This window comes from Salmonella sp. 741265116_PST (assembly GCF_046567715.1).
In the GTDB taxonomy this organism is placed as follows: Bacteria; Pseudomonadota; Gammaproteobacteria; order Enterobacterales; family Enterobacteriaceae; genus Salmonella; species Salmonella enterica.
This window is the reverse complement of the sequence record NZ_JBKFPH010000012.1, coordinates 46,385-70,511: the sequence shown is the minus strand read 5'-3', so window position 1 is coordinate 70,511 and position 24,127 is coordinate 46,385. Positions and strand designations below refer to the sequence as shown.

Sequence of the window (24,127 nt, the reverse complement as noted above, 5' to 3'; positions counted from 1 at the left end):
TAGCGCCATCAGGCGCGCAAAAACAATCAGTACAGTTTTTTCGCGCACTCCATCCAGTCGCTTTTGAACGGACGCTTCATGTTTTCAATCGCATCGATGATGTCATGATGAACAAGCTGCTCGTTCTGGATACCGACACAACGACCGCCATGGCCTTCCAGCAGCAGGTCAATAGCATACGCGCCCATACGGGAAGCCAGAATGCGATCGTAAGGTACCGGGGAACCACCGCGCTGAATGTGGCCGAGCACCGTCGCACGCGTTTCACGGCCCGTTTCTTTTTCAATAAAGTGCGCCAGTTCGTCAACATCGCACATATGTTCGGTGATAGCGACGATAGCGTGTTTTTTCCCTTTCGCGATCCCGGCTTTGATTTCCGCCACCAGATCCTCGCGATTAAATTCAACTTCCGGCACCACGATAAACTCACAGCCGCCAGCAATAGCCGCCGCCAACGTCAGGTCGCCGCAATAACGGCCCATCACCTCAACGATAGAGATACGCTGGTGAGAAGAGGAGGTGTCACGCAGACGGTCAATCGCTTCCACTACAGTGCCGAGAGCAGTGAAATAGCCGATAGTGTAGTCGGTGCCTTTGATGTCGTTATCGATAGTGCCTGGCAGACCGATACACGGGAAGCCCATTTCAGTCAGACGTTTTGCACCCATATAAGAACCGTCGCCGCCAATAACTACCAGCGCATCGATACCGCGTTTTTTCAGGTTTTCGATCGCGACAGCGCGAATATTTTCGTCACGGAATTCCGGGAAACGGGCAGAACCGAGGAAAGTACCGCCACGGTTGATCATGTCAGATACGCTGTAACGGTCAAGCTGCACCATACGATCTTCATACAGGCCCAGATAGCCGTCATAAATGCCCATGACTTCCAGCCCTTCCGTCAACGCTGCGCGCACAACACCGCGGATTGCCGCGTTCATGCCCGGCGCATCACCGCCGCTTGTCAACACACCGATTTTCTTAATCATGACTACCTCTGAACTTTGGAATGCAAAATGAAATCTATTGCCGGAAGCCGATTTCGCACTTCGAAACGATCCAACGAATATACAGATAGTATAACAATCCCTTCCTGCTGAATTGATTCAGGTCAGGCCAAATGGCGGTAATTTATACACAAAATGCTGGCCTGGCTCACTTTTTAACAATCAATTATACAAGCTCGAACTTCCTGCCTTCCCTGGGGACGACTGAACAGGGATCCTGATGAATAATGACATCTGAACCCGGAAAACGCCGCAAAATCGCCTGCTCTACCTGGTCAGCCACAAAATGCGCCTGAACGAGCGGCAGATTATCTTCCATTTCCAAATGAATCTGAATAAAGCGAGTCGGCCCTGACTGCCGCGTGCGGAGATCGTGCGCGCCGCTGACTCCCGGCCATGACGTCACGATATCAATAATTTCCTGTCGTTCCGCATCGGGCAGCGCGCGATCCAATAATGACTGCACCGCCTCATACCCCATACGCAACGCGCTATACAAAATATAGATGCCGATACCTAACGCAAACAGGGCATCCGCACGATGCCAGCCGTACCAGGATAACCCCAGCGCGATAAGAATCGCTCCGTTCATCATAACATCAGACTGATAATGAAGCATATCCGCCCGTACCGCCTGACTTTGGGTCTTGCGTACCACCCAGCGCTGAAACGTGACCAGTATAATAGTGCATATCAGAGCGATGACGGTAACGCCAATCCCCACGCCGGGGTCGTTCATTGGCGTCGGCTTAATCAGATTCTGGATACTGGTCAAAAACAGAAACAACGCCGAACCGGAAATAAACATACTTTGCGCCAGCGCCGCCAGCGACTCCGCTTTACCGTGACCAAACGTGTGTTCATCATCTGCGGGTTGCAGCGAATAACGCACGACCAACAAATTCGTCAATGACGCGGCAATATCCACCAGCGAGTCCACCAACGCCGCCAGAATACTCACCGATCCCGTATACCACCACGCAAAAATTTTGATCAAAAGTAACGCTGATGCCATCGCCGTTGCCGCGATAGCCGCCCGGCTAACCAGCCGTCCATAGGTTTGATTCATAAATACTCCCGCTATCTTCTGCCGGTAGTATAACGGATGGTTTAAAACAGTAAGCTAATAACAGAATGACAAACTGGAGATAAAAAAAACCCCCACATCATGTGGGGGAAGACAGGGATGGTGTCTATGGCAAGGAAAACAGGGTTGTTACTGGGAACGTGAGTTGCTACTACTCAATAATTTCAACGATGAACTTTTTTGCCATTGCGCCACGTCGCGCAGTTGCTCCATTCGTTGCTGATGCTTTTCATTCAAAACCGCTTGCTGCTCCGGCGTTAACAGGCGATACATCTGGTTACGCACGCGGGCCATTTCGACCTGGCGGGCGACCTGCTCTTGCGCCATTTTTTCTGCCTGAGCGCGCACAGCGCTTTCATCAAATTTTTCTGCGGTGACAAGCCGATGCATTGTCTCCATTTCGCTAACATTAACAGGAGGCTGTTCGTGCCTTGCCTGTTGCATAAGATCTCGCATCTGCTGACGCTGATGTTCGGTTAAACTTATGCCGTCAAACATATGATTTTGCGCGCTACGCTGCGTGGCCCCGTCACCGGGGTGCCAGTTATCGCTTGTAACAACTTCAGCTGCGTGGCTTAAAAAACTGAATGCCAGCGTTGAGGCCATAACAGCAGCGGTAACTTTGCGCATCGCTTGCTCCCAAAATCTTTTCTGTCGCGATTCAACGAGAGACAGTTTACGATTCGGGCTGCAAACATGCGTCAGGGGGTGTAAAACAACGTAAAGTCATGGATTAGCGACGCCTGATGACGTAATTTCTGCCTCGGAGGTACGTAAACAATGAATAAAATCCTGTTAGTTGATGATGACCGAGAGCTGACTTCCCTGTTAAAAGAGCTCCTCGAAATGGAAGGTTTTAATGTCCTGGTGGCCCACGACGGCGAGCAGGCGCTTGAGCTTTTGGATGACAGCATCGATTTACTTTTGCTTGACGTCATGATGCCGAAGAAAAACGGTATCGATACGTTGAAAGCGCTTCGCCAGACACACCAGACGCCTGTCATTATGCTGACCGCGCGCGGCAGCGAGCTGGATCGCGTTCTCGGCCTTGAGCTGGGCGCGGACGACTATTTACCCAAACCGTTTAACGACCGCGAACTGGTAGCGCGTATCAGGGCTATTTTGCGCCGTTCCCACTGGAGCGAGCAGCAGCAGAGCAGCGACAACGGCTCGCCGACGCTGGAAGTCGATGCGCTAAGCCTTAATCCGGGCCGCCAGGAAGCCAGTTTCGATGGCCAAACGCTGGAGCTGACCGGTACGGAGTTCACCCTGCTCTATTTGCTGGCGCAACACCTCGGCCAGGTGGTTTCCCGAGAACATTTAAGTCAGGAAGTGCTGGGCAAGCGCCTGACGCCGTTCGATCGCGCCATTGATATGCATATTTCTAACCTGCGCCGCAAACTGCCGGAACGCAAAGACGGTCACCCGTGGTTTAAAACATTGCGTGGTCGCGGCTATCTGATGGTTTCCGCTTCATGATAGGAAGTTTAACCGCGCGCATCTTCGCCATCTTCTGGTTGACGCTGGCGCTGGTGCTAATGCTGGTACTGATGTTGCCCAAGCTCGATTCACGCCAGATGACCGAGCTGCTGGACAGCGAGCAGCGCCAGGGATTGATGATAGAGCAACATGTAGAAGCTGAACTTGCGAACGATCCGCCCAACGACCTGATGTGGTGGCGTCGCCTGTTCCGCGCGATCGATAAGTGGGCGCCGCCTGGACAGCGGTTATTACTGGTGACCTCTGAAGGACGCGTGATCGGCGCTGAACGCAGCGAAATGCAGATCATTCGTAACTTCATTGGTCAGGCGGATAACGCCGATCATCCGCAGAAGAAAAAATATGGCCGCGTAGAGATGGTGGGGCCGTTCTCCGTTCGCGACGGAGAGGATAATTACCAGCTTTACCTGATTCGACCGGCCAGCAGTTCGCAATCCGATTTTATTAATCTGCTGTTTGACCGCCCGCTTCTGTTGCTCATTGTCACGATGCTGGTCAGTTCGCCGCTCTTGCTATGGCTGGCATGGAGTCTGGCGAAACCGGCGCGTAAGTTGAAAAACGCGGCTGATGAAGTGGCGCAAGGCAACCTGCGTCAGCATCCGGAGCTGGAGGCGGGTCCGCAGGAGTTCCTCGCCGCTGGCGCCAGTTTTAACCAGATGGTGACGGCGCTGGAACGGATGATGACCTCGCAGCAGCGTTTGCTGTCAGACATCTCCCATGAGCTGCGAACGCCCCTTACGCGCCTGCAACTGGGTACCGCGCTGCTGCGTCGTCGTGGCGGCGAAAGCAAAGAGCTGGAGCGTATTGAAACCGAAGCGCAGCGTCTGGACAGCATGATCAATGACCTGCTGGTGATGTCGCGTAACCAACAGAAAAACGCGCTGGTCAGCGAAACGATGAAAGCCAATCAGCTATGGGGCGAAGTGCTGGATAACGCCGCCTTTGAAGCCGAACAGATGGGCAAGTCGTTAACGGTAAATTATCCGCCGGGGCCGTGGCCGCTCTATGGCAACCCAAACGCGCTGGAAAGCGCGCTGGAAAATATTGTTCGTAATGCGCTGCGCTATTCACATACGAAGATTGAAGTCGGCTTCTCGGTGGATAAAGACGGTATTACGATCACGGTCGATGACGACGGGCCGGGCGTCAGCCCTGAAGACCGTGAGCAGATCTTCCGTCCGTTCTATCGCACTGATGAGGCGCGCGACCGCGAGTCTGGCGGCACCGGGCTGGGGCTGGCGATTGTTGAAAGCGCCATGCAGCAGCACCGCGGCTGGGTGAAGGCTGACGATAGCCCGCTGGGTGGGTTGCGGCTCACGCTGTGGCTACCGCTGTACAAGCGAACCTAAAAACCATCGGCCTGCGAATGCAGGCCGATTTTTTATCTCGCCGTCGAGATTTACCGGGAAATGTCTGGCGCCAGAATCCACTCGGCGCTGTCATTCCACACGTCCATCCGGGTAATTTTGCCATCGCGCACTTCGAAACGATCGATAAAGCGATTACCGGCAAACGGGCGACCGTCGGGCCATTCCCCATACAGCGTACCGTTGGAATAAATCACAACGTAATCATCATGCTGCACCGCATCAAACTCGCCCAGCGCCTTCTTCACCCACTTGTAGCGAGCGCCGTTAAACTGCGCGATATCTGCCGCGCCAGCCATTGCCCGGCCTCCGGTGAAGGTAATTTTCACCTCCGGGTGCATATACGTTGCGGCACGTTCAGCATCGGGAATCATCGAGGCCACCAAAAATTCTTTTACGATCGCCACCGCATTTTCAGCTTCAGTCATAATCCTTCCTTTCATTTTGGCGGAGTTTTATCCCCCCACAGTCGTCTGGCGCTATCTTCAATTTTGCCGCTCAAACGACGCTTCTGCATGGTGCGGCTCCAGCTCGCCGACAGCCCGGCGGCGCTCAACAGCCGATGATATTGTTCGTCATCAAACGGCATAGACCAGGCGATAACACCCGCTTCATGAACCGAGACATCGCTCAGACGCGACGCCAGTTCCAGCGGCGCATCGCTGGAGACCTTACCTGGCGCAATGACCCGATACAGCCAGCCGGTTTTTCCGCTGTTCTGCATAAGGAGGGCCATGTCGCTGATGGCAAAGTGGAAATTAAGTTTAAAGCATGGAGAGCGCGGCTGAGTGACCTGGATCAACGCCTCGCCCCAGCGGTAGATGTCGCCAATAAACACGTTGTGTTCGGTCATTCCGTCCGTCGACAGATTCTCGCCAAACGCCGGGGCGCAAAACAGCGTCGCCTGCTCGGGGAACTGGCGAATCCAATCAGCATAGTGTTCGCGGGGGTAATGGCATAGCGCGCGGTCGGGGCCGCCGTGGATTTTCTTTTCGGCCTGCTCATCGCCTGCCAGACCCAGCTCGGTCAGCATAAGTTCGCCATCGGCCTGCACTTTGGCGATAGCGCTCGGGCGGCTGCCGTCATAGTCACGAATTTTGCCAATAAACACGTCAACCGGATAATGCATCTGCTGCTCCTTACGCGGATACAAAAAAAGCGAGTCATCAGACTCGCTTCTACAGACGTGCAATGCAAATTATTTTTTAGCGGCGAAACGCGCTGCTGCTTCGTCCCAGTTCACCACGTTCCAGAACTCTTTGATGTAGTCCGGGCGGCGGTTCTGGAATTTCAGGTAGTAAGCGTGTTCCCACACGTCCAGACCCAGGATCGGGAAGCCGGAAGCGCCGGAAATGGCTTCACCCATCAGCGGGGAATCCTGGTTTGCGGTAGAAACCACAGCCAGTTTGTCACCTTTCAGCACCAGCCACGCCCAGCCGGAGCCGAAACGGGTTGCTGCTGCTTTTTCGAATTCAGCTTTGAAGTTGTCAACGGAACCGAAGTCACGCTCGATAGCCACTTTCAGATCGCCCTGCAGAGTGGTGCCTTTTTTCAGCCCTTTCCAGAACAGGCTGTGGTTAGCGTGGCCGCCGGCGTTGTTACGCAGCACGGTTTTTTTGTCCGCTGGCACCTGGTCCAGTTTAGTAATCAGTTCTTCAACCGGCAGGTCAGCAAACTCAGGCAGGTTTTCCAGCGCCGCGTTAGCGTTGTTGACATAGGTTTGATGGTGTTTGGTGTGGTGAATCTCCATCGTCTGCTTATCGAAGTGCGGTTCCAGTGCATCATAAGCGTACGGCAGGGATGGCAGTGTATAACTCATAATCATCTCCATTATTGTCGAGCGGCACAGTGTTAACGCCGCGTAAGCAGTTGGTTCATTATAGTTAATTAAATGATATTGAAAATGATTATCAATGCCGTACTTTTTCCAGGGTTATAAACGTTACGGCATCCGCTGAAAAAAATCGTTTTTTACGCCTCCAACCGAAACCGCCTGTTGATGAATTCCTGGAAATCATGAAATGTGAAACAGGGTTTCAAAATCTTTCTTTTGGTGCCAATTTTTGTCAGCGGTGGCAAAATCAAGAAGGTTATAATTTCACCATGCAATTACATTCCCGGTAAATTATTACAATTGCGAGGGAATTATGAAGCAACCTGGTTTTATACGTCTGGCTACGTTGGCCTTACTCTCCACACTCTCTTTCTTCTCCCACGGCGAAACCATTTTGCGCCTGGCCTACGCTGAAAATAGCCAGCCGGTAAAAGATGCGTTGCACTTCCTGGGGCAGCAAGTTGAAGAGAAAACGGGCGGCGATATCAAAGTACAGTACTTCCCGGACGGACAGCTTGGCGGCGAGCGCGAACTGGTGGAGTTGACGCAGGTCGGCGTCGTCGACATCACTAAAGTGTCGTCCGGGCTGATGGAGAGTTTTTCGCCTGAGTACGGCGTGTTCTCACTTCCCTACCTGTTTGCCACCGTCGATGAATACTACCGCGTAATGGATAACCCACAGGTGATGGAGCCTGTTTATCAGTCCACCGCCGCACAGGGGTTTGTCGGCGTAGGCTGGTATGATTCCGGCGCGCGTAATTTTTATATGAGCAAAGCGCCGGTTAAACGCATTGAGGATTTACGCGGGAAGAAGATCCGCGTCATGCAGAGTGAGACGGCGATCCAAACCCTCAAACTGCTGGGCGCTTCGCCCATCGCCATGAGCCAGGCGGAGGTCTATACCTCGTTACAACAAGGCATTCTCGACGGTGCGGAAAACAATGAGTTCGCTCTCACCATCGCCCGCCACGGCGAAGTCGCCCGTTATTACACCTACGATATGCACACCCGCATTCCCGATATCCTGCTAATGAGTACCCTCACGCTGGAAAAGCTGACGCCGGAACAGCAACGCATCGTCGAAGCCGCCATCAAGGCGTCGATCGAATTTGAGAAAGCCGCATGGGACAAGGAAATAGAGAAAACCAGGCTGGCGGCGGTAAAAGATTTCAACGTTGAATTCTACGAGATCGACAAAAAGCCCTTCCAGAAGGCGGTACAGCCTATTTACGACGGTCTGAAAAACAAACCGCGGCTTTACGGGCTGTATCAACGTATCCAGACAGCAAAAAATTAATCTAATCAGGAAATTAAGATGAACACATTCAGAAAAGGACTTGATTTATTGCTGGGCGCTATCTGTTGCCTGGTGCTGGCGATAATGGTTGGCATCGCCTGCTGGCAGGTGGTGAGCCGCTACATTCTGGGCGTTCCCAGCACCCTTACCGAAGAGATGCTGCGATTTCTCCTGGTGTGGGTATCAATGCTGGGCATGGCTTTTGTCGCCGGTCAGAAACAGCATATCAGTCTGACTCTCTTACTGGATAAGGTGTCGCCGACGATTCGCGGCTGGTGGGATATTATCCTGCAGGTCATTTTTATCGCGTTTTCCATTTGGGTATTGATTATCGGCGGCTTAAAGATTTCTGCGATTTCTATGCTGCAAATCTCCCCTGCGCTGGGCATTCCGATGGGAAAAATTTATTACGCGCTCCCCTGCGCGGGCGTACTGATCATCCTCTATGGGCTGCTGAATATCGTTGACGCCCTGAAAGCTATCCATTCCGCCACGGATACCACTGAGCACACTCTGGAGAAATCACATGATTGACCCTATTTTTGCGTCCTGTACGCTAATTTCCGTCTTTGTTGTTTTACTGGCCATGGGCGCGCCTATCGGGATCTGCATCGTTATCGCCTCTTTCAGCACCATGATGCTGGTACTGCCTTTCGATATTTCGATGTTCGCCACCGCGCAAAAAATGTTCTCCAGCCTGGACAGTTTTGCCTTGCTGGCCGTGCCGTTCTTCGTTTTGTCCGGGGTGATCATGAATAGCGGGGGAATTGCCGCCCGGCTGGTCAATTTTGCCAAACTGTTTACTGGCAAACTGCCCGGCTCGCTCTCTTACACCAACATCGTCGGCAATATGATGTTTGGTGCAATTTCCGGATCGGCAATTGCCGCCTCAACCTCCATCGGCGGCGTGATGGTGCCGATGAGCGCGCGCGAAGGTTACGATCGCGGCTTTGCGGCCGCGGTGAATATCGCCTCCGCGCCGACGGGAATGTTAATTCCACCCACCACGGCTTTTATCCTTTATGCGCTGGCAAGCGGGGGAACATCGATTGCCGCTCTGTTCGCCGGCGGTCTGGTTGCGGGTGTGCTGTGGGGCGTTGGCTGTATGCTGGTCACGCTGGTGGTCGCTAAGCGTCGAAATTATCGGGTTTTCTTCACCGTCCAAAAAGGCATGGCGCTAAAAGTTGCCGTTGAGGCCATTCCCAGCCTGTTACTGATCGTGATTATTGTCGGCGGCATTGTGCAGGGGATTTTCACCGCCATTGAAGCCTCCGCGATTGCCGTGGTGTATACGTTATTGCTGACGATGGTGTTTTACCGCACGCTGAAAATTAAGGATTTGCCTTCGATTTTGCTCCAGACAGTGGTAATGACCGGGGTCATCATGTTCCTGCTGGCAACCTCTTCGGCGATGTCCTTCTCGATGTCGATCACCAATATTCCTGCGGCGCTGAGCGATATGATCCTCGGTATTTCCGCCAATAAACTGGTTATCCTGTTAGTCATTACCGTCTTTTTGTTGATTATCGGCGCATTTATGGATATCGGTCCGGCCATTCTGATTTTTACGCCAATTCTGCTGCCGATCATGGCTAAACTGGGCGTCGATCCGGTGCATTTCGGCATTATCATGATCTATAACCTGGCGATTGGCACCATTACGCCGCCAGTTGGCAGTGGTTTATATGTCGGGGCGAGCGTCGGTAAGGTCAAAGTTGAGGAAGTGATTAAACCGTTGCTGCCTTTTTACGGCGCGATTATCGGCGTTCTGTTATTAATTACCTACATTCCGGAAATCACACTGTTTTTACCCCGTCTACTGGGCATCATGTAAGCGCATAGTTTCCTGCGCATCTCGTTGCCGGATGGCGATTCGCGTCTTATCCGGCCAACGCGCGATAATAATTATCCGCAGGTCATCACCAGGTAAAAAAAACCGGCTACCTATAAAGTAGCCGGAAAAGAGAATAAATAATAAACAGGGATAATGATTAGAATGTGTAGCCTATACCCACGCGGAAACGGGTTTGTCTTTCATCGCTGTTGCTATTGACGGAAACATTACCTACCTCAACGAATGGCGACCATTGGTCAATAATATAGGCAGTTCTGAAGTTATATTCATAATTATCTTTGCCGCCATCGTAAAGATCATATTTATCGGCTTTCTTATAAATCCCTTCAATTGTCCAGTCAAAGTTGTTCCATTTATAACCTGCCCAGACATCCATACGATTGATGGTATCATCATCCCGGATATCAGAAGAACGGCGTACATATTCAAAACGATAGCGCGCACCAACCCACCAGCTTTCATTTAATGTCCACGTCGCGCGGAAGTAAGGCTTATAGGTAGAGTAACCATCGCCTGTTTCCAGCACAAAACCCGGTTGCCAGGCGACATCACCCGTTTTAAATTGGTAGCTTATCGTATATTCGTTACCCTGTGTTTCCAGGTCATTAAACGCTTTATTGGTGTCATCCCCGCCTGATTTTGAGATAGCTTCTATCGCAAAACCAAAACCATTCGCAAAACGATGAGAAATATACGCACGGTCATAGTTAGCTTTACTGTCGTCAAGATATTCATGACGAACATCGACATATACTGCATGCGCATTTGTTACAACAAGAGGTAATAGTAAGAAAAGAGATTTTCTCATAACAGGATCCATTTAATTTAAAATTAAAACGTTGTTTCATGTCAGACCATCACAACCATAATACGCAATGTGAATGGCGACAATATAGGCAAAGATCTTTAATTTAAAATTGGGATAATGTTCAAAAAGCAAAATAAAATAAATGAAATTTATATTCGCCATATAACATAAAAATCAAAACACCATCAACAAAGCCAATATAGGGATTTCCTTATATTTATATTTCATTGATTCCTAACGTTAATTTCAATATATTTAAATTGTAAATACAAATAAAACAACTAAATAATTACTGTATAACTACCCTTTTATCAAACGGTAAGTCAGACTATTCCCATTATGTGAGCTCACGCAGCGTTTTCTTTGCATTGCTGCCAGCTAAGTCGTTTCGTGTCGTTATGATGAAGGTATTTTAGAAAACCAATATTACCCACTGATTTAAATAACATCCAGACGGTCACGATGCGCTCCGACTTTTTTAAAACGTGAAGTTAATCACTTCATTAACGTGCTGATTGCCAGAATACACCCAACGGCGGCAATCGTTATAAGGTTACCAGACTGCGTAATTTTTAAACTCATGCAAACGGAAGGGGTATCCCGGCCATAAAAAATAATGAGGAACATGTCATGAGTAACGCGATTACGATGGGTATTTTCTGGCATTTGATAGGGGCGGCCAGTGCAGCCTGCTTCTATGCCCCGTTCAAGCAAGTGAAACAGTGGTCATGGGAAACCATGTGGTCAGTGGGCGGCATTGTCTCCTGGCTTATTCTGCCGTGGACAGTTAGCGCTCTGTTACTGCCTGATTTCTGGGCCTATTATGGACAGTTTGACCTCTCCACCCTTTTACCGGTTTTTCTGTTCGGCGCCATGTGGGGCATCGGCAATATTAATTACGGTCTGACCATGCGTTATCTCGGGATGTCGATGGGTATCGGCATCGCTATCGGCATTACGCTTATCGTCGGCACGCTGATGACGCCCATCATCAACGGTAACTTCGATGTGTTAATTCATACCGAAGGGGGACGCATGACGCTACTTGGCGTTTTTGTCGCGCTGATCGGCGTCGGGATTGTGACGCGCGCCGGACAGTTAAAAGAACGCAAAATGGGCATTAAAGCGGAGGAGTTCAATCTGAAGAAAGGGCTTCTGCTGGCCGTGATGTGCGGTATTTTCTCGGCGGGGATGTCTTTTGCCATGAACGCCGCGAAACCGATGCATGAAGCTGCTGCCGCGCTTGGCGTTGACCCGCTCTATGTCGCGCTGCCGAGTTACGTGGTGATTATGGGCGGCGGCGCGCTGGTGAACCTCGGTTTCTGTTTTATCCGCCTGGCAAAAGTGCAAAATCTGTCGATAAAAGCCGACTTCTCGCTGGCAAGACCGTTGATTATCAGCAATATTCTGCTGTCCGCGCTTGGCGGTCTGATGTGGTATTTACAGTTCTTTTTCTATGCCTGGGGTCACGCGCGCATTCCCGCGCAATATGACTACATGAGCTGGATGCTGCACATGAGCTTCTATGTGCTGTGCGGGGGGCTTGTCGGTCTGGTGCTAAAAGAGTGGAAAAATGCTGGCCGCCGTCCCGTTGCCGTATTAAGCCTCGGCTGCGTGGTAATTATTATCGCGGCGAATATTGTCGGTTTAGGCATGGCCAGTTAATCGCTTTGATTACTGAGATGACGCCATTGGCTCGGCGTCATCCCGGTTTCCCGCGTGAACACCACTGAAAAATAATTACTATCTTCAAAACCGCACTGCATCGAAATCTCGCTAATCATCAGCGGGCTATGCTGAAGCAGATACTGCGCGTGGCAAATACGGACCTGGCGTAAATATTGATTAATCGTCATCCCGGTTTGGGCGCGAAACTGCTGCCGCAGCACCCGTTCGCTGCATTGTTCCTGCTGGCAAAACGCATCCAGCGCAAAGGGACGCTCAAGGCTATTAGCCAAAGCGGTAATTAATTTATCCAACAGGGTTTCTCTGGAGGTTGCCGGAAGATCGTCGGTCGCGTAGCGATGCCGTTTTAACGTCATCACCAGTTGACCAAACAGCAATTCCGCCATCTCATTCGCCAGCGGATCGCGTCCATTATTCTCATGTTCAAGCTGGTTAATGACCTGCCGCGCCTGATTCATTCCCATACTGCCCAGCCGCCAGTGAGGATGCCACTCCGCTCCCTGAAAGCCGGGAATCATCGCCTGCCAGTTTACATTGAGTTTCAAACGCTCCGGGCAGTAAATAATATTTTGCAGCACCAGATCGTTAACGGAGGTATAGGAGTGTTTGTCTTCAGCACGAATGTAAAACAGATCGCCGCGGGTAATTCTGTATGGGCGCTCATTAAGAACGTGTAGGCCATTGCCCCGCCAGACCATCACCAGTTCACAAAACTCATGCGTATGTTCCGCAAAAACATCCTGTGGATAGCGATCGGCAACCGTAACGGCCTGCTGCTCATCAGTAAAAAAATCTTTTTTCAAAAGGATTAACTGATTTGCCACCGCAGCACCTCATGTTGAATGCTTGCCGGATGGCGCTACGCTTATTCTGTCTACCGCTCGCCGCCGTAGGCCAGGTAAGGCGCAGCCGCCATCCGGTATTAAAGGGTATAATTATCAGCATATTGGCGACGAAAACGTTGATAGCGTTCGCGTTACTGGATTATCGCATCGCGTCCCTGACGGATATCCCGCGGCGACCAGTTAAATTCTCGGCGAAACAGAGTCGAAAAGTGGTTACTGTCGCCAAAACCGCAGCGGTACGCAATTTCTGTCACGCTATGATCGCTATGGCGCAATAAATGCCGGGCTTTGATCAAACGCAGGCGATTAAGGTAACGTTGCGGCGTCAGCCCGGTATGCTGTTTAAGCTGACGATGCAGCGTGCGTAGCGACAGCGAAAACTGTTCAGCTACCGCCTCCCAGCAGACCTCCTCCGCAAAATGGTCTTCCAGCCATGCCATCAGTTGGTTGAGTTTGGCGTCGTTATTGGTCGCGCCTTCCATCAGGCTACTGCGGCGTAACAACACCAGTAGTTGCATAAACAAAATTTCGCGATTCGCCACCGCAGGCGCATCCATGCCGTCTCCGGCGCGCTCCATCAGACCGACCAACTGGCGCACCTGCTGCAACGCGCTCTGATTCACCCGCCAGTGAGAAGGATAGTAACCATCCTGCTCCTGCGGCAGCAATTGATCCAACCCCGCCAGGAACTGGAAGGCATCCGGTGAACGCCACAGTACATTCGTCAGGCATAGGTTGTCGGTATGCTCATATAAATGCCGGTCGTGATCGCGAACAAAACACACGGTACCGCCGCTGATGGTATACGGCTGCCCGTTGAATACATGAATGCCCGTACCGTGTTCCACAATCACGATTTCATGAAAATCATGATGATGTTCAGGGAAAGCGGCTTGCGGCAGACGGGGTTCAATCGCCACGGGCGCTTTACCTGATGGAAAAAAATCCACGCTATGCAGTACGGTCATGGTTGCTTCCTCCTGAATTCAACATGTCCGAATAGTAATTAAGGGCTATCGGCCTCACCTTAAATTTTTGACGCTAAAGCGCGCAAACATGGTCTTTTTTTCAAGAAAAGGCGGGAAAAAGCGGGAAATGCGGACGACATCACACCGGCCTATTAGTAGAAACTGTGAACGCTATCACGTTCATCTTTGCCTTGTTGCCAGCGGCTCATTTTCCTGTCAGTAACGAGAAGGTAGGTCTTTGAGGGCTTTTTTAGACTGTACGCAATGACTCTAAGAAGGACCTGATTATGACTTTTCGCCATTGTGTCGCGGTTGATCTCGGCGCATCCAGCGGGCGCGTGATGCTGGCGCGTTACGACAGCAAACACCGTACCCTGACGCTACGTGAAATTCACCGTTTTGTGAACTGCCTACAAAAAACAGACGGGTTTGACACCTGGGACATCGACAGTCTGGAAAAGGATATCCGTCTTGGTCTGAAGAAAGTCTGCAATGAAGGCATTCTTATCGACAGCATCGGTATCGACACCTGGGGCGTCGATTATGTCCTGCTGGATAAACAAGGTCAGCGTGTCGGCCTGCCGGTCTCCTACCGCGATAACCGTACCACGGGCATCATGTCGCAAGCGCGGGTCCAGATCGGCAAAAGCGAGATCTATCGCCGCAGCGGGATTCAGTTTCTGCCGTTTAACACCATCTATCAGCTACGCGCGCTGACGAAGCAACAGCCTGAGTTAACGGCGCAGGTCGCTCATGCGCTGCTGATGCCCGATTATTTCAGCTACCGCCTGACCGGTGAAATGAACTGGGAATACACCAACGCCACGACCACCCAGTTGGTCAATATCAATACCGATGACTGGGACGAGACCCTGCTGGCGTGGACTGGCGCGAAAAAGAGCTGGTTCGGCCGCCCCTCGCACCCTGGCAATGTTATCGGCGACTGGATTTGCCCGCAGGGCAACCGTATTCCGGTGGTAGCCGTCGCCAGCCACGATACCGCCAGCGCCGTTATTGCCTCTCCGCTGGCAAATAAACATAGCGCTTACCTGTCTTCAGGCACCTGGTCGTTGATGGGTTTTGAAAGCAAAATGCCCTACACCACTGACGAGGCGCTGGCTGCCAATATCACCAACGAGGGCGGCGCGGAAGGGCGTTATCGGGTACTGAAAAACATTATGGGTTTGTGGCTGCTCCAGCGTGTGCTGAAAGAACGGCGCATTACCGATCTGCCTGCGCTTATCGCCCAAACAGAAGCGCTGCCGGCCTGCCGTTTCCTGATTAACCCGAATGACGATCGCTTTATCAATCCTGACGATATGCGCGCTGAAATCCAGGCCGCCTGTCGCGAGACCGACCAGCCCGTTCCCGTCAGCGATGCCGAACTGGCGCGCTGCATTTTCGACAGTCTGGCGCTGTTGTATGCCGACATTCTGCACGAACTGGCAAATCTGCGCGGCGAAAAATTTACCCAACTGCATATTGTCGGCGGCGGATGCCAAAACGCGCTACTCAACCAGTTGTGCGCCGATGCATGTGGCATTCGCGTGATGGCCGGGCCGGTTGAAGCCTCCACCCTTGGCAATATTGGTATTCAGCTTATGACCCTCGACGAATTAAACAACGTCGATGACTTCCGTCAGGTCGTCAGCGCTAACTACGACCTGACAACCTATATCCCTAATCCTGATAGTGAAATTGCCCGCCACGTTGCGCAGTTTCAACCCAAACGACAGACAAAGGAGCTTTGCGCATGACCACTCAACTGGAACAAGCCTGGGAACTGGCAAAACAACGTTTCGCCGCAGTAGGTATTGATGTCGAGGAGGCGCTGCGCCAGCTCGATCGCCTGCCGGTTTCCATGCACTGCTGGCAGGGTGACGATGTTGCCGGATTCGAGAACCCGGAAGGTTCGTTGACGGGCGGAATTCAGTCAACCGGCAACTATCCGGGCAAAGCGCGTAACGCCACCGAACTGCGCGCCGATCTGGAACAGGCGCTGCGTCTGATCCCAGGACCAAAACGGCTGAACCTGCACGCCATTTATCTTGAGTCGGATACGCCGATTGCCCGCGACCAGATCAAACCGGAGCATTTTAAAAACTGGGTGGAGTGGGCGAAAGCGAACCGGCTGGGGCTGGATTTCAACCCTACCTGTTTTTCTCATCCACTGAGCGCTGACGGTTTTACCCTCTCTCATCCAGACGCGAAAATTCGCCAGTTCTGGATCGATCACTGCAAAGCCAGCCGCCGCGTCTCGGCATACTTTGGTGAGCAGCTCGGTACGCCGTCGGTGATGAACATCTGGATCCCGGACGGCATGAAAGACATTACCGTCGACCGTTTAGCCCCGCGCCAGCGCCTGCTGGAAGCGCTGGATGAGGTCATTAGCGAGAAATTCGACCCGGCGCACCACATCGACGCCGTCGAAAGCAAACTGTTTGGCATCGGCGCGGAAAGCTACACCGTCGGCTCCAATGAGTTCTACATGGGCTACGCCACCAGCCGTCAGACCGCGCTGTGCCTGGATGCGGGCCACTTCCATCCCACTGAAGTGATTTCCGACAAAATTTCCGCCGCCATGCTCTACGTGCCACGGCTGCTGCTGCACGTCAGCCGCCCGGTACGCTGGGATAGCGACCACGTGGTGCTCCTGGACGATGAAACCCAGGCAATTGCCAGCGAGATCGTCCGTCATAACCTGTTCGACCGTGTGCATATCGGTCTGGATTTCTTCGATGCCTCTATCAACCGTGTCGCCGCGTGGGTTATCGGTACCCGCAACATGAAAAAAGCGCTACTGCGCGCTCTGCTGGAACCCACAGATCAACTGCGTCAGCTTGAGGCCAGCGGCGATTACACCGCGCGTCTGGCGCTGCTGGAAGAGCAAAAATCTCTGCCATGGCAGGCCGTCTGGGAAATGTATTGCCAGCGTCACGACACGCCGGCTGGCAGCCAGTGGCTGGACAGCGTTCGCACCTACGAAAAAGAGATCCTGAGCAAACGTAGCTGACAGCGACACCTGATCTGTAGGCCGGATAAGACGCCCGCGTCGCCATCCGGCAATAAATGAAACACGATTGCCGGATGGCGCTGCGCTTATCCGGCCTACGTAAGACCCGAATAACCTTCGGGCAATAAATGGGAACACGAACATGCAAAATATTACCGATTCCTGGTTTGTCCAGGGCATGATTAAAGCCACGTCTGATGCGTGGCTGAAAGGGTGGGACGAACGTAATGGCGGTAACCTGACGCTGCGTCTGGATGAAGCCGATATCGCGCCTTTTGCAGCTAATTTCCACGAAAAACCGCGCTACATCGCGCTAAGTCAACCCATGCCGCTGCTGGCGAATACGCCGTTTATCGTTACCGGTTCCGGCAAATTCTTCCGCAACGTGCAGCTCGATCCGGCAGCCAATTTAGGCGTGGTCAAAATCGACAGCGACGGCGCAGGCTACCACATTCTGTGGGGCTTAACCCACGACGCGGTCCCCACCTCTGAACTCCCGGCGCATTTCCTCTCCCACTGCGAACGCATCAAAGCCACCCACGGCAAAGACCGCGTCATTATGCATTGCCATGCGACTAACCTGATCGCCCTCACCTACGTACTGGAAAACAACACTGCGCTGATCACCCGCAAACTGTGGGAAGGCAGCACCGAATGCCTGGTGGTATTCCCGGACGGTGTCGGCATTCTGCCGTGGATGGTGCCAGGCACCGATGAAATCGGCCAGGCCACCGCGCAAGAAATGCAGAAACATTCGCTGGTACTGTGGCCGTTCCACGGCGTGTTCGGAAGCGGACCTACGCTGGATGAAACCTTCGGTTTGATAGATACCGCAGAGAAATCCGCTGAGGTATTAGTCAAAATCTATTCGATGGGCGGTATGAAGCAGACCATCACGCGCGAAGAACTGGTCGCACTCGGCAAACGTTTTGGCGTGACACCGCTGGCCAGCGCCGTAGCGCTGTACTGATACCTCCCAACTCAACGCCGGATGCGGCTTTGCCTTATCCGGCCTACAGGTCGGTGCGCATTTTACCGTAGGCCCGATAAGCGTAGCGCCATCGGGCAACAGGGAATTTTTTTAAGGAGAATAGTGATGAGCTTTATGTTGGCACTGCCAAAAATTAGCCTGCATGGCGCTGGAGCGATTGCCGATATGGTGAACCTCGTGGCGAATAAGCAATGGGGCAAAGCGCTGATCGTTACCGATGGTCAACTGGTAAAGCTGGGCCTGCTGGATAGCCTGTTTAGCGCACTGGATGAACATCAAATGTCTTACCACCTGTTTGATGAGGTGTTCCCAAACCCGACAGAAGAGCTGGTGCAGAAAGGTTTTGCGGCGTATCAGAGCGCAGAATGTGACTACATTATCGCCTTCGGCGGCGGCAGCCCGATCGATACCGCAAAAGCGGTGAAAATTCTGACCGCCAACCCCGGTCCATCTACCGCCTACTCCGGCGTCGGCAAAGTGAAAAACGCCGGCGTACCGCTGGTAGCGATTAATACTACGGCAGGTACTGCGGCAGAGATGACCAGCAACGCGGTGATTATCGACTCTGCCCGTAAGGTCAAAGAGGTGATCATCGACCCGAATATCATCCCGGATATTGCCGTGGATGACGCTAGCGTCATGCTGGAAATCCCGGCTTCTGTGACCGCCGCAACCGGCATGGATGCCCTGACCCATGCGGTGGAAGCCTATGTCTCCGTTGGCGCGCACCCGCTCACCGACGCTAACGCGCTGGAAGCGATTCGCTTAATCAATGTGTGGCTACCGAAAGCGGTTGACGATGGTCATAACCTCGAAGCCCGTGAGCAAATGGCATTCGGCCAGTACCTGGCGGGTATGGCGTTCAACAGCGCCGGTTTGGGGCTGGTTCACGCGCTGGCGCACCAGCCGGGCGCAACCCACAATCTGCCGCACGGCGTCTGCAACGCTATCCTGCTGCCAATTGTCGAGAACTTTAACCGTCCGAACGCCGTCGCGCGTTTTGCCCGCATCGCACAGGCGATGGGCGTGGAGACGCGCGGTATGTCTGACGAAGCCGCAAGTCAGGAAGCGATTAACGCTATCCGTACGCTGAGCAAACGCGTCGGCATTCCAGACGGTTTCAGCAAATTGGGCGTCACAAAAGAAGATATCGAAGGCTGGCTGGATAAAGCCCTCGCCGACCCGTGCGCGCCGTGTAACCCGCGCACCGCCAGCCGCGATGAAGTTCGCGAGCTGTACCTGGAGGCGTTATGATCCGCAAAGCCTTTGTGATGCAGGTAAATGCCGACGCGCACGAGGAGTATCAGCGTCGTCATAACCCAATCTGGCCGGAGCTGGAAGCCGTATTAAAATCTCACGGCGCGCATCACTACGCGATTTATCTCGATCAGGAGCGCAATCTGCTGTTCGCCACCGTTGAGATTGAATCCGAGGAGCGCTGGAATGCCGTGGCCAGCACCGACGTTTGCCAGCGTTGGTGGAAACATATGCGTGACGTTATGCCCGCGAATCCGGACAACAGCCCGGTTAGCGCAGAGCTAAAAGAGGTGTTTTATCTGGCGTAAACCTTTGCCCGGTGGCGCAAGCTTACCGGGCCTACGGTTTTATTTTTTGTAGGCCGGATAAGGAGGTTACGCCGCCATCCGGCAATTTCAATTCTGCTCCGCTACCAGGATAGCCTGAGTATCCGGTTCCAGCGCTTTAAAGATATGCGCCTGGTCGCCGGGATAACAAATGTAATCGCCCTCCGCCAGCTCTTCCGGCGCCTCGGTTAAGCCGACGAGGGCTTTTCCCTGCGTAACAATAATATGTTCCACCGACCCCGGCGGATGCGGATGAGAGATCCGGTCGGCCCCCGGCTGCGTCAACAGCAGATAGATATCACGCCGCGCGCCGGGCGGACACGCCGCCAGTAATATCGCCTGATAATGCGCCTGCTCCGCCACCACTTTGGTGCCCTCTCCGCGGCGAATCACCTGCGTTTTTTGTACCTGCGGCTCCAGCAGCCTGGCAAAGGGAATGTCGAGCGCGACGCATAGCGACCATAACGTCTCCAGGCTGGGGTTGCCGTTCCCTGCTTCCAGTTGTGAAAGCGTAGATTTAGCGATGCCTGCGCGCCGCGCAATCTCCGCCAGCGACAGTCCGGTTCGCTGGCGTTCGCGTACCAGGCTTCTGGCAATGACGCTAATAGGTTGTGTCATAAAGCATCCAACGTTCACTATAACGAACGAAATGTTCGTCTTGTAAAGCAAATCTGTTCCGTTCATTATAATGAAAATTCGTTCGATATGACTAAAGAAGATGAAACACTATTTTTCCTGTCTCAAGGGAGACACGATAAAAGCGATATTTTTAGTGTGCCTGGCCGTGGGCGTCGTCGGCATGTCCTATGGCTCACTGGCGATGGCCTACGGTTTCCCACTGTGGGTGCCGTTTGTCCTCTCTATTTTTGTGCTGGCGGGCGCGTCCGAATTTATGTTTATCGGCATTGTTGCCAGCGGCGGCAATCCGTTAGCGGCGGCGGCGGCAGGACTGCTGGTGAATGCGCGCCACGTGCCGTTTGGCGTAACGGTGCGCGATTTGGTTGGCTCCCGCGCCGCCAGCTTTTTCGGCTGCCATATCATGAATGATGAGAGCGTGGTGTTCGGCCTGTCGCAAAAAACACCCGAACAACGTAAAGCCGCCTACTGGCTATGCGGTCTGGGCGTCGCCCTATTCTGGCCGATTGGCACGCTGATTGGCGCAGGTGTCGGCAAACTGCTCCCGGCCCCAGAAACCATTGGTCTGGATGCCGTATTCCCGGCAATCTTACTGGCGCTGGTGATCCCGGCGTTTAAAAACCGCACCACATTGATTCGTGGTTGCAGCGGCGCCGCGCTGTCGCTTGCCGTCGTTCCCTTTGTGGCGGCCGGATTGCCGGTGTTGCTTTCGCTGCTTGGCCTACTGGCAAGGAAAAAATAATGGGCAATATGACGCTATTTATTATCGGTATTGCTCTTTTGTCTGCGGGAACCTATTTGATGCGCCTCGGCGGCGCGAAACTTGGCAGCCGTCTGGCGCTGTCTGAGCGCTCACAGGCGCTGCTCTCGGATGCGGCAACGGTGCTGCTATTCTCCGTCGCGCTGGCGACCACCTTTTACGAAGGCGAACACTTCGCTGGCATGGCGCGCGTTCTTGGGGTTGGCTTCGCCGTATTTTTAGCCTGGCGTAAAATGCCGCTTATTGTGGTGATTATCGCCGCCGCGGTAGTGACCGCGTTATTACGAATGGCGGGTATTAATTAACGTCTTACAGAACAGTTGGACGTGACACCCTATAAGTGATGAAGGCTGGGCCGCCCTATGCTGAAGTGGCTCAGAATTTTCGCATCAGGCGGGATAAATGCTTTCCATATAAATGCCGATCCTCAATGACACTACCAGTACCTTCCAGCGTGACGTCAACATCTTGTGATAGCTTCAGATTACTGGTTTTTCTAATAGCTCTCTTTAGTTAATGTTTACGTCAGCTATTTTTACGGATATTGCCTGATGAAGAATACATAAACGAAAAAAGCGCCTGATCGGCGCTTTTTATTGGCGTTATAGCGTAATTTTATAGGCACTTGCGCCAGCCTGCGCGCAGTTAATGTGCCGTCACTCAACGCAGGCGATTATAATCATCCACCATCTCGTTATAACTTCTCAACGCCGCCGGATAAGAATCCGCAACCATCCATCCTGTTGCAGGGTCCTGCACCCGTTTCTTTTCAAAATCAGAATATTGAACATTGTCTCTGATGCGACGAATATATTTTTTAGCTTTTAGCTGATAATCCGCTGCAGAATTAACGAAAGGAAAATTCCGTCCATCAGTATCCGACTGTTTCAATTGCGCAATCATTGTTTCCAGCTCCGCGACTTTTTTCATCATCGCTTCGGCATCAAAGGTATCGGCAGAAATAACTTTGTTGATCTGCTTTGCCGAAATCATGACAGCCAGAGAATAATAGTTAAATGTTTTACCTTCCGATTCTTCTATTTTCTTCAACTGTGTCAATTGCCGCTTGTCATTTATTTCCTGAATAGCCTCATGATATTTTTCCGATACGGGTTTAAAATCCTCGATATTCTTCAGTAATGTCTGATGCAGCGCCTTACCTTTAGCAAAGGCATCATCTTTATAGTTTTCCTGGGTATAATATTTTTCCATTTCGTTAATGGTATTACCCAGCGCGGCGGCGCTATCAATATAGCTAACGGCAACGCCATCAATAGGCTCAAGTAATGGCGTTAAGGCGGCCACCTGTTTCATCTCTTTCTGGCAATTCGTTATGTAAGACTCCGTAATACCATAAATGCCATAAACCAGACTCTCTTTCCCTGTCGGACCTTTTTTAAAGTCTTTCACCCAATCCGCGTAACGCGCCAGACTGTGCTGAACGGGCAATTGAAGTTTATTAAAACAATCGATATAGACATCCATTTTTTCACTATAAACTTCTTCAGCGTCAACCTCCGGCTGAGCTGGCGTTTCTGGCTTCGCCGCCGGGGGCTGAGTTGCCGATTCTGGCTTCGCTGCTGGGGGCTGCGCTGGACTTTCGCCAGATTGCGTTTCCGGCGTCTGAGAAGGCGCTGGCGTCGCAGGCTGACTGCTGGCGGCCGGCGTCGCCTCGGTTTTAACATTATTGTCATCACATCCTGTTGCGCCCAGGGTCATTAGCGCAATGATTATCGCTGAGGATAATAAATTCCTTTTCATTTAATTGCCTTTTGTATATTTACGTTGGGGTTCTGTTATTTTAACGAAAATATGGCCTCGCCACTATACGTGATTCCGTTATTAAGAGAAGCTGTAAAATCCAGAAAATATATATTTTATATGCCATCATTCTACATAAAATATATATTAAATTAATAATATATATTTTACGCAAATGTAGAGGGTACTATTTTAGTCTGCGATTAACCGCTGCGGATGGGTATAAATGGTCGCCCGACCCGGCTTACAGAACCCCACCAGCGTAAGATTACACCGTTCAGCGACGTCAACCGCGAGCGTAGTGGCAGCAGAAACCGCAAACAAAATTTCCACACCACACATCGCCGACTTCTGCACCATTTCGTAACTCGCACGACTGGAAACCAGCGCCGCGCCTTGCCGCCATTCCTCACCCTCCGTGGCGCGGCGACCGAGCAGTTTATCCAGCGCAACGTGGCGTCCAACATCTTCATGGCCCCCCGCCAGTTCACCCGACGGCATGACCCACGCCGCAGCGTGCGTACAACCCGTCAGCTTACCCGTCGGTTGAAAATCATTCAGATGTTTTAACGCGCGATCAAGGTTACCGAGATTAAACGTTTGGCTAAACGGCAGCGGTTGCACCGGCTTACCGATGTCATTGAGCTGTTCCACGCCACATACGCCGCAACCGGTACGTCCGGCCAGCGCGCGACGACGCGCTTTCAGCCCCATAAATCGACGGCTGGAAAGATCGATCTGCACTTCAAGTCCGTTACAGGACGGCACAACGTCCATGCCATAGATTTCACGCGGGCTGTCAATGATCCCTTCCGACAGAGAAAACCCCATTGCAAAATGTGTCAGATCTTTCGGAGAAGCCATCATAACGACATGCGAAATACCGTTATACACCAGTGCCACTGGCACTTCCTCGGCAACATCATCAAGTTGGGGGGACTGCAAATCCTCGCGTTTCCAGAGAGTCAACTGGCGTGAGGTTGTGAAATCAGTCACATTTAGGACTTCTTCAGACAGTATATTGTTCACTTTCTTTTAACCATATAAGAACACACACACCAACATTATGGTATTCTGTTACAACTCCTCCCGGATGGAGGAAAATTTATCCAATTCTGAACCTTTGCGG

The 24,127-nt window shown here is 52.2% G+C and carries 25 protein-coding genes; 13 read left to right on the top strand and 12 right to left on the bottom strand.

Features of this window, described 5'->3' with window-relative positions:
* Positions 1–26: 26 nt before the first annotated feature.
* The 3 genes from pfkA to cpxP form a co-directional block, all read right to left on the bottom strand.
* Positions 27–989, bottom strand: a complete 963-nt coding sequence (pfkA, locus tag ACLD11_RS10670) for a 6-phosphofructokinase (protein WP_000591793.1) — start codon at positions 987–989, stop codon at positions 27–29.
* A gap of 184 nt (positions 990–1,173) precedes the next feature.
* A complete protein-coding gene (fieF, locus tag ACLD11_RS10665) occupies positions 1,174–2,076 on the bottom strand; it encodes a CDF family cation-efflux transporter FieF (RefSeq protein ID WP_001077321.1) in 903 nt (300 codons plus the stop codon).
* A 147-nt stretch (positions 2,077–2,223) separates the two neighbouring features.
* Entirely contained in the window at positions 2,224–2,724 is a 501-nt protein-coding gene (gene cpxP / locus ACLD11_RS10660) for a cell-envelope stress modulator CpxP (RefSeq protein ID WP_001233463.1), read from the bottom strand.
* A gap of 150 nt (positions 2,725–2,874) precedes the next feature.
* On the opposite strand from cpxP, the gene cpxR reads away from it, so the two are divergent.
* A complete protein-coding gene (gene cpxR / locus ACLD11_RS10655) occupies positions 2,875–3,573 on the top strand; it encodes an envelope stress response regulator transcription factor CpxR (protein WP_001033731.1) in 699 nt (232 codons plus the stop codon).
* Complete coding sequence (cpxA, locus tag ACLD11_RS10650) at positions 3,570–4,943, top strand: envelope stress sensor histidine kinase CpxA (protein WP_000580402.1); 1,374 nt, start codon at positions 3,570–3,572, stop codon at positions 4,941–4,943. Before cpxR ends, cpxA begins: the two co-directional genes overlap by 4 nt.
* 50 nt (positions 4,944–4,993) lie before the next feature.
* Here cpxA and ACLD11_RS10645 read toward each other — a convergent pair whose 3' ends face one another.
* The 3 genes from ACLD11_RS10645 to sodA all read right to left on the bottom strand — a co-directional run bounded on the left by ACLD11_RS10645 (position 4,994) and on the right by sodA (position 6,780).
* A complete protein-coding gene (locus tag ACLD11_RS10645) occupies positions 4,994–5,389 on the bottom strand; it encodes a nuclear transport factor 2 family protein (protein ID WP_079957852.1) in 396 nt (131 codons plus the stop codon).
* An 11-nt stretch (positions 5,390–5,400) separates the two neighbouring features.
* Positions 5,401–6,090, bottom strand: a complete 690-nt coding sequence (gene yiiM, locus ACLD11_RS10640; RefSeq protein ID WP_061383746.1) for a 6-hydroxyaminopurine reductase — start codon at positions 6,088–6,090, stop codon at positions 5,401–5,403.
* Between the two features lie 69 nt (positions 6,091–6,159).
* Entirely contained in the window at positions 6,160–6,780 is a 621-nt protein-coding gene (sodA, locus tag ACLD11_RS10635) for a superoxide dismutase [Mn] (protein ID WP_023138884.1), read from the bottom strand.
* A gap of 328 nt (positions 6,781–7,108) precedes the next feature.
* Here sodA and ACLD11_RS10630 point away from each other — a divergent pair, with 328 nt between their 5' ends.
* From ACLD11_RS10630 to ACLD11_RS10620, 3 genes are read left to right on the top strand one after another with little or no spacing between them, the layout of a single operon-like run.
* On the top strand, positions 7,109–8,092 hold the full coding sequence (locus ACLD11_RS10630) for a TRAP transporter substrate-binding protein (RefSeq protein WP_000812816.1): 984 nt from the start codon (positions 7,109–7,111) through the stop codon (positions 8,090–8,092).
* Between the two features lie 18 nt (positions 8,093–8,110).
* Positions 8,111–8,626 carry a TRAP transporter small permease gene (locus ACLD11_RS10625; protein ID WP_001091413.1) on the top strand — a complete coding sequence of 172 codons (516 nt, stop codon included), beginning with the start codon at positions 8,111–8,113 and terminating at the stop codon, positions 8,624–8,626.
* On the top strand, positions 8,619–9,926 hold the full coding sequence (locus ACLD11_RS10620; RefSeq protein ID WP_411014885.1) for a TRAP transporter large permease: 1,308 nt from the start codon (positions 8,619–8,621) through the stop codon (positions 9,924–9,926). Before ACLD11_RS10625 ends, ACLD11_RS10620 begins: the two co-directional genes overlap by 8 nt.
* Positions 9,927–10,083: 157 nt before the next feature.
* On the opposite strand, the gene ACLD11_RS10615 is transcribed toward ACLD11_RS10620, so the two are convergent.
* On the bottom strand, positions 10,084–10,767 hold the full coding sequence (locus ACLD11_RS10615) for an oligogalacturonate-specific porin KdgM family protein (RefSeq protein WP_411011687.1): 684 nt from the start codon (positions 10,765–10,767) through the stop codon (positions 10,084–10,086).
* A 618-nt stretch (positions 10,768–11,385) separates the two neighbouring features.
* On the opposite strand from ACLD11_RS10615, the gene rhaT reads away from it, so the two are divergent.
* Complete coding sequence (gene rhaT, locus ACLD11_RS10610) at positions 11,386–12,420, top strand: L-rhamnose/proton symporter RhaT (RefSeq protein ID WP_411011688.1); 1,035 nt, start codon at positions 11,386–11,388, stop codon at positions 12,418–12,420.
* Here the strand turns inward: rhaT and rhaR are convergent.
* Both rhaR and rhaS read right to left on the bottom strand, forming a co-directional pair.
* Positions 12,417–13,265, bottom strand: a complete 849-nt coding sequence (gene rhaR / locus ACLD11_RS10605) for an HTH-type transcriptional activator RhaR (RefSeq protein WP_411011689.1) — start codon at positions 13,263–13,265, stop codon at positions 12,417–12,419. The genes rhaT and rhaR overlap by 4 nt on opposite strands.
* Before the next feature lie 152 nt (positions 13,266–13,417).
* Positions 13,418–14,254: an HTH-type transcriptional activator RhaS gene (gene rhaS, locus ACLD11_RS10600; RefSeq protein WP_000217108.1), complete on the bottom strand. Its 837-nt coding sequence runs from the start codon at positions 14,252–14,254 to the stop codon at positions 13,418–13,420.
* A gap of 287 nt (positions 14,255–14,541) precedes the next feature.
* On the opposite strand from rhaS, the gene rhaB reads away from it, so the two are divergent.
* The 5 genes from rhaB to rhaM all read left to right on the top strand — a co-directional run bounded on the left by rhaB (position 14,542) and on the right by rhaM (position 19,823).
* Positions 14,542–16,011, top strand: a complete 1,470-nt coding sequence (gene rhaB / locus ACLD11_RS10595; protein WP_411011690.1) for a rhamnulokinase — start codon at positions 14,542–14,544, stop codon at positions 16,009–16,011.
* Positions 16,008–17,267, top strand: a complete 1,260-nt coding sequence (locus ACLD11_RS10590) for an L-rhamnose isomerase (RefSeq protein WP_000211461.1) — start codon at positions 16,008–16,010, stop codon at positions 17,265–17,267. The genes rhaB and ACLD11_RS10590 overlap by 4 nt, the downstream gene beginning before the upstream one ends.
* A 142-nt stretch (positions 17,268–17,409) precedes the next feature.
* Positions 17,410–18,237, top strand: a complete 828-nt coding sequence (gene rhaD / locus ACLD11_RS10585) for a rhamnulose-1-phosphate aldolase (protein ID WP_001179685.1) — start codon at positions 17,410–17,412, stop codon at positions 18,235–18,237.
* 126 nt (positions 18,238–18,363) lie between these two features.
* On the top strand, positions 18,364–19,512 hold the full coding sequence (gene fucO / locus ACLD11_RS10580; protein ID WP_411011692.1) for a lactaldehyde reductase: 1,149 nt from the start codon (positions 18,364–18,366) through the stop codon (positions 19,510–19,512).
* Positions 19,509–19,823 carry an L-rhamnose mutarotase gene (gene rhaM / locus ACLD11_RS10575; RefSeq protein ID WP_411014884.1) on the top strand — a complete coding sequence of 105 codons (315 nt, stop codon included), beginning with the start codon at positions 19,509–19,511 and terminating at the stop codon, positions 19,821–19,823. The genes fucO and rhaM overlap by 4 nt, the downstream gene beginning before the upstream one ends.
* An 87-nt stretch (positions 19,824–19,910) precedes the next feature.
* Here rhaM and ACLD11_RS10570 read toward each other — a convergent pair whose 3' ends face one another.
* Positions 19,911–20,459 (bottom strand): helix-turn-helix domain-containing protein, encoded by a 549-nt coding sequence (locus ACLD11_RS10570; RefSeq protein ID WP_001517951.1) that lies wholly within the window; start codon positions 20,457–20,459, stop codon positions 19,911–19,913.
* A 100-nt stretch (positions 20,460–20,559) separates the two neighbouring features.
* On the opposite strand from ACLD11_RS10570, the gene ACLD11_RS10565 reads away from it, so the two are divergent.
* Both ACLD11_RS10565 and ACLD11_RS10560 read left to right on the top strand, forming a co-directional pair.
* A complete protein-coding gene (locus ACLD11_RS10565) occupies positions 20,560–21,219 on the top strand; it encodes an AzlC family ABC transporter permease (protein ID WP_183060189.1) in 660 nt (219 codons plus the stop codon).
* Positions 21,219–21,542 (top strand): AzlD domain-containing protein, encoded by a 324-nt coding sequence (locus tag ACLD11_RS10560; protein WP_000527677.1) that lies wholly within the window; start codon positions 21,219–21,221, stop codon positions 21,540–21,542. Before ACLD11_RS10565 ends, ACLD11_RS10560 begins: the two co-directional genes overlap by 1 nt.
* 355 nt (positions 21,543–21,897) lie before the next feature.
* On the opposite strand, the gene ACLD11_RS10555 is transcribed toward ACLD11_RS10560, so the two are convergent.
* Together ACLD11_RS10555 and fdhD are read right to left on the bottom strand one after the other, a co-directional pair.
* Positions 21,898–22,998 carry a DUF3829 domain-containing protein gene (locus ACLD11_RS10555; protein WP_411011693.1) on the bottom strand — a complete coding sequence of 367 codons (1,101 nt, stop codon included), beginning with the start codon at positions 22,996–22,998 and terminating at the stop codon, positions 21,898–21,900.
* 192 nt (positions 22,999–23,190) lie between these two features.
* Positions 23,191–24,027, bottom strand: a complete 837-nt coding sequence (gene fdhD, locus ACLD11_RS10550; RefSeq protein ID WP_001059743.1) for a formate dehydrogenase accessory sulfurtransferase FdhD — start codon at positions 24,025–24,027, stop codon at positions 23,191–23,193.
* Between the last annotated feature and the right edge of the window lie 100 nt (positions 24,028–24,127).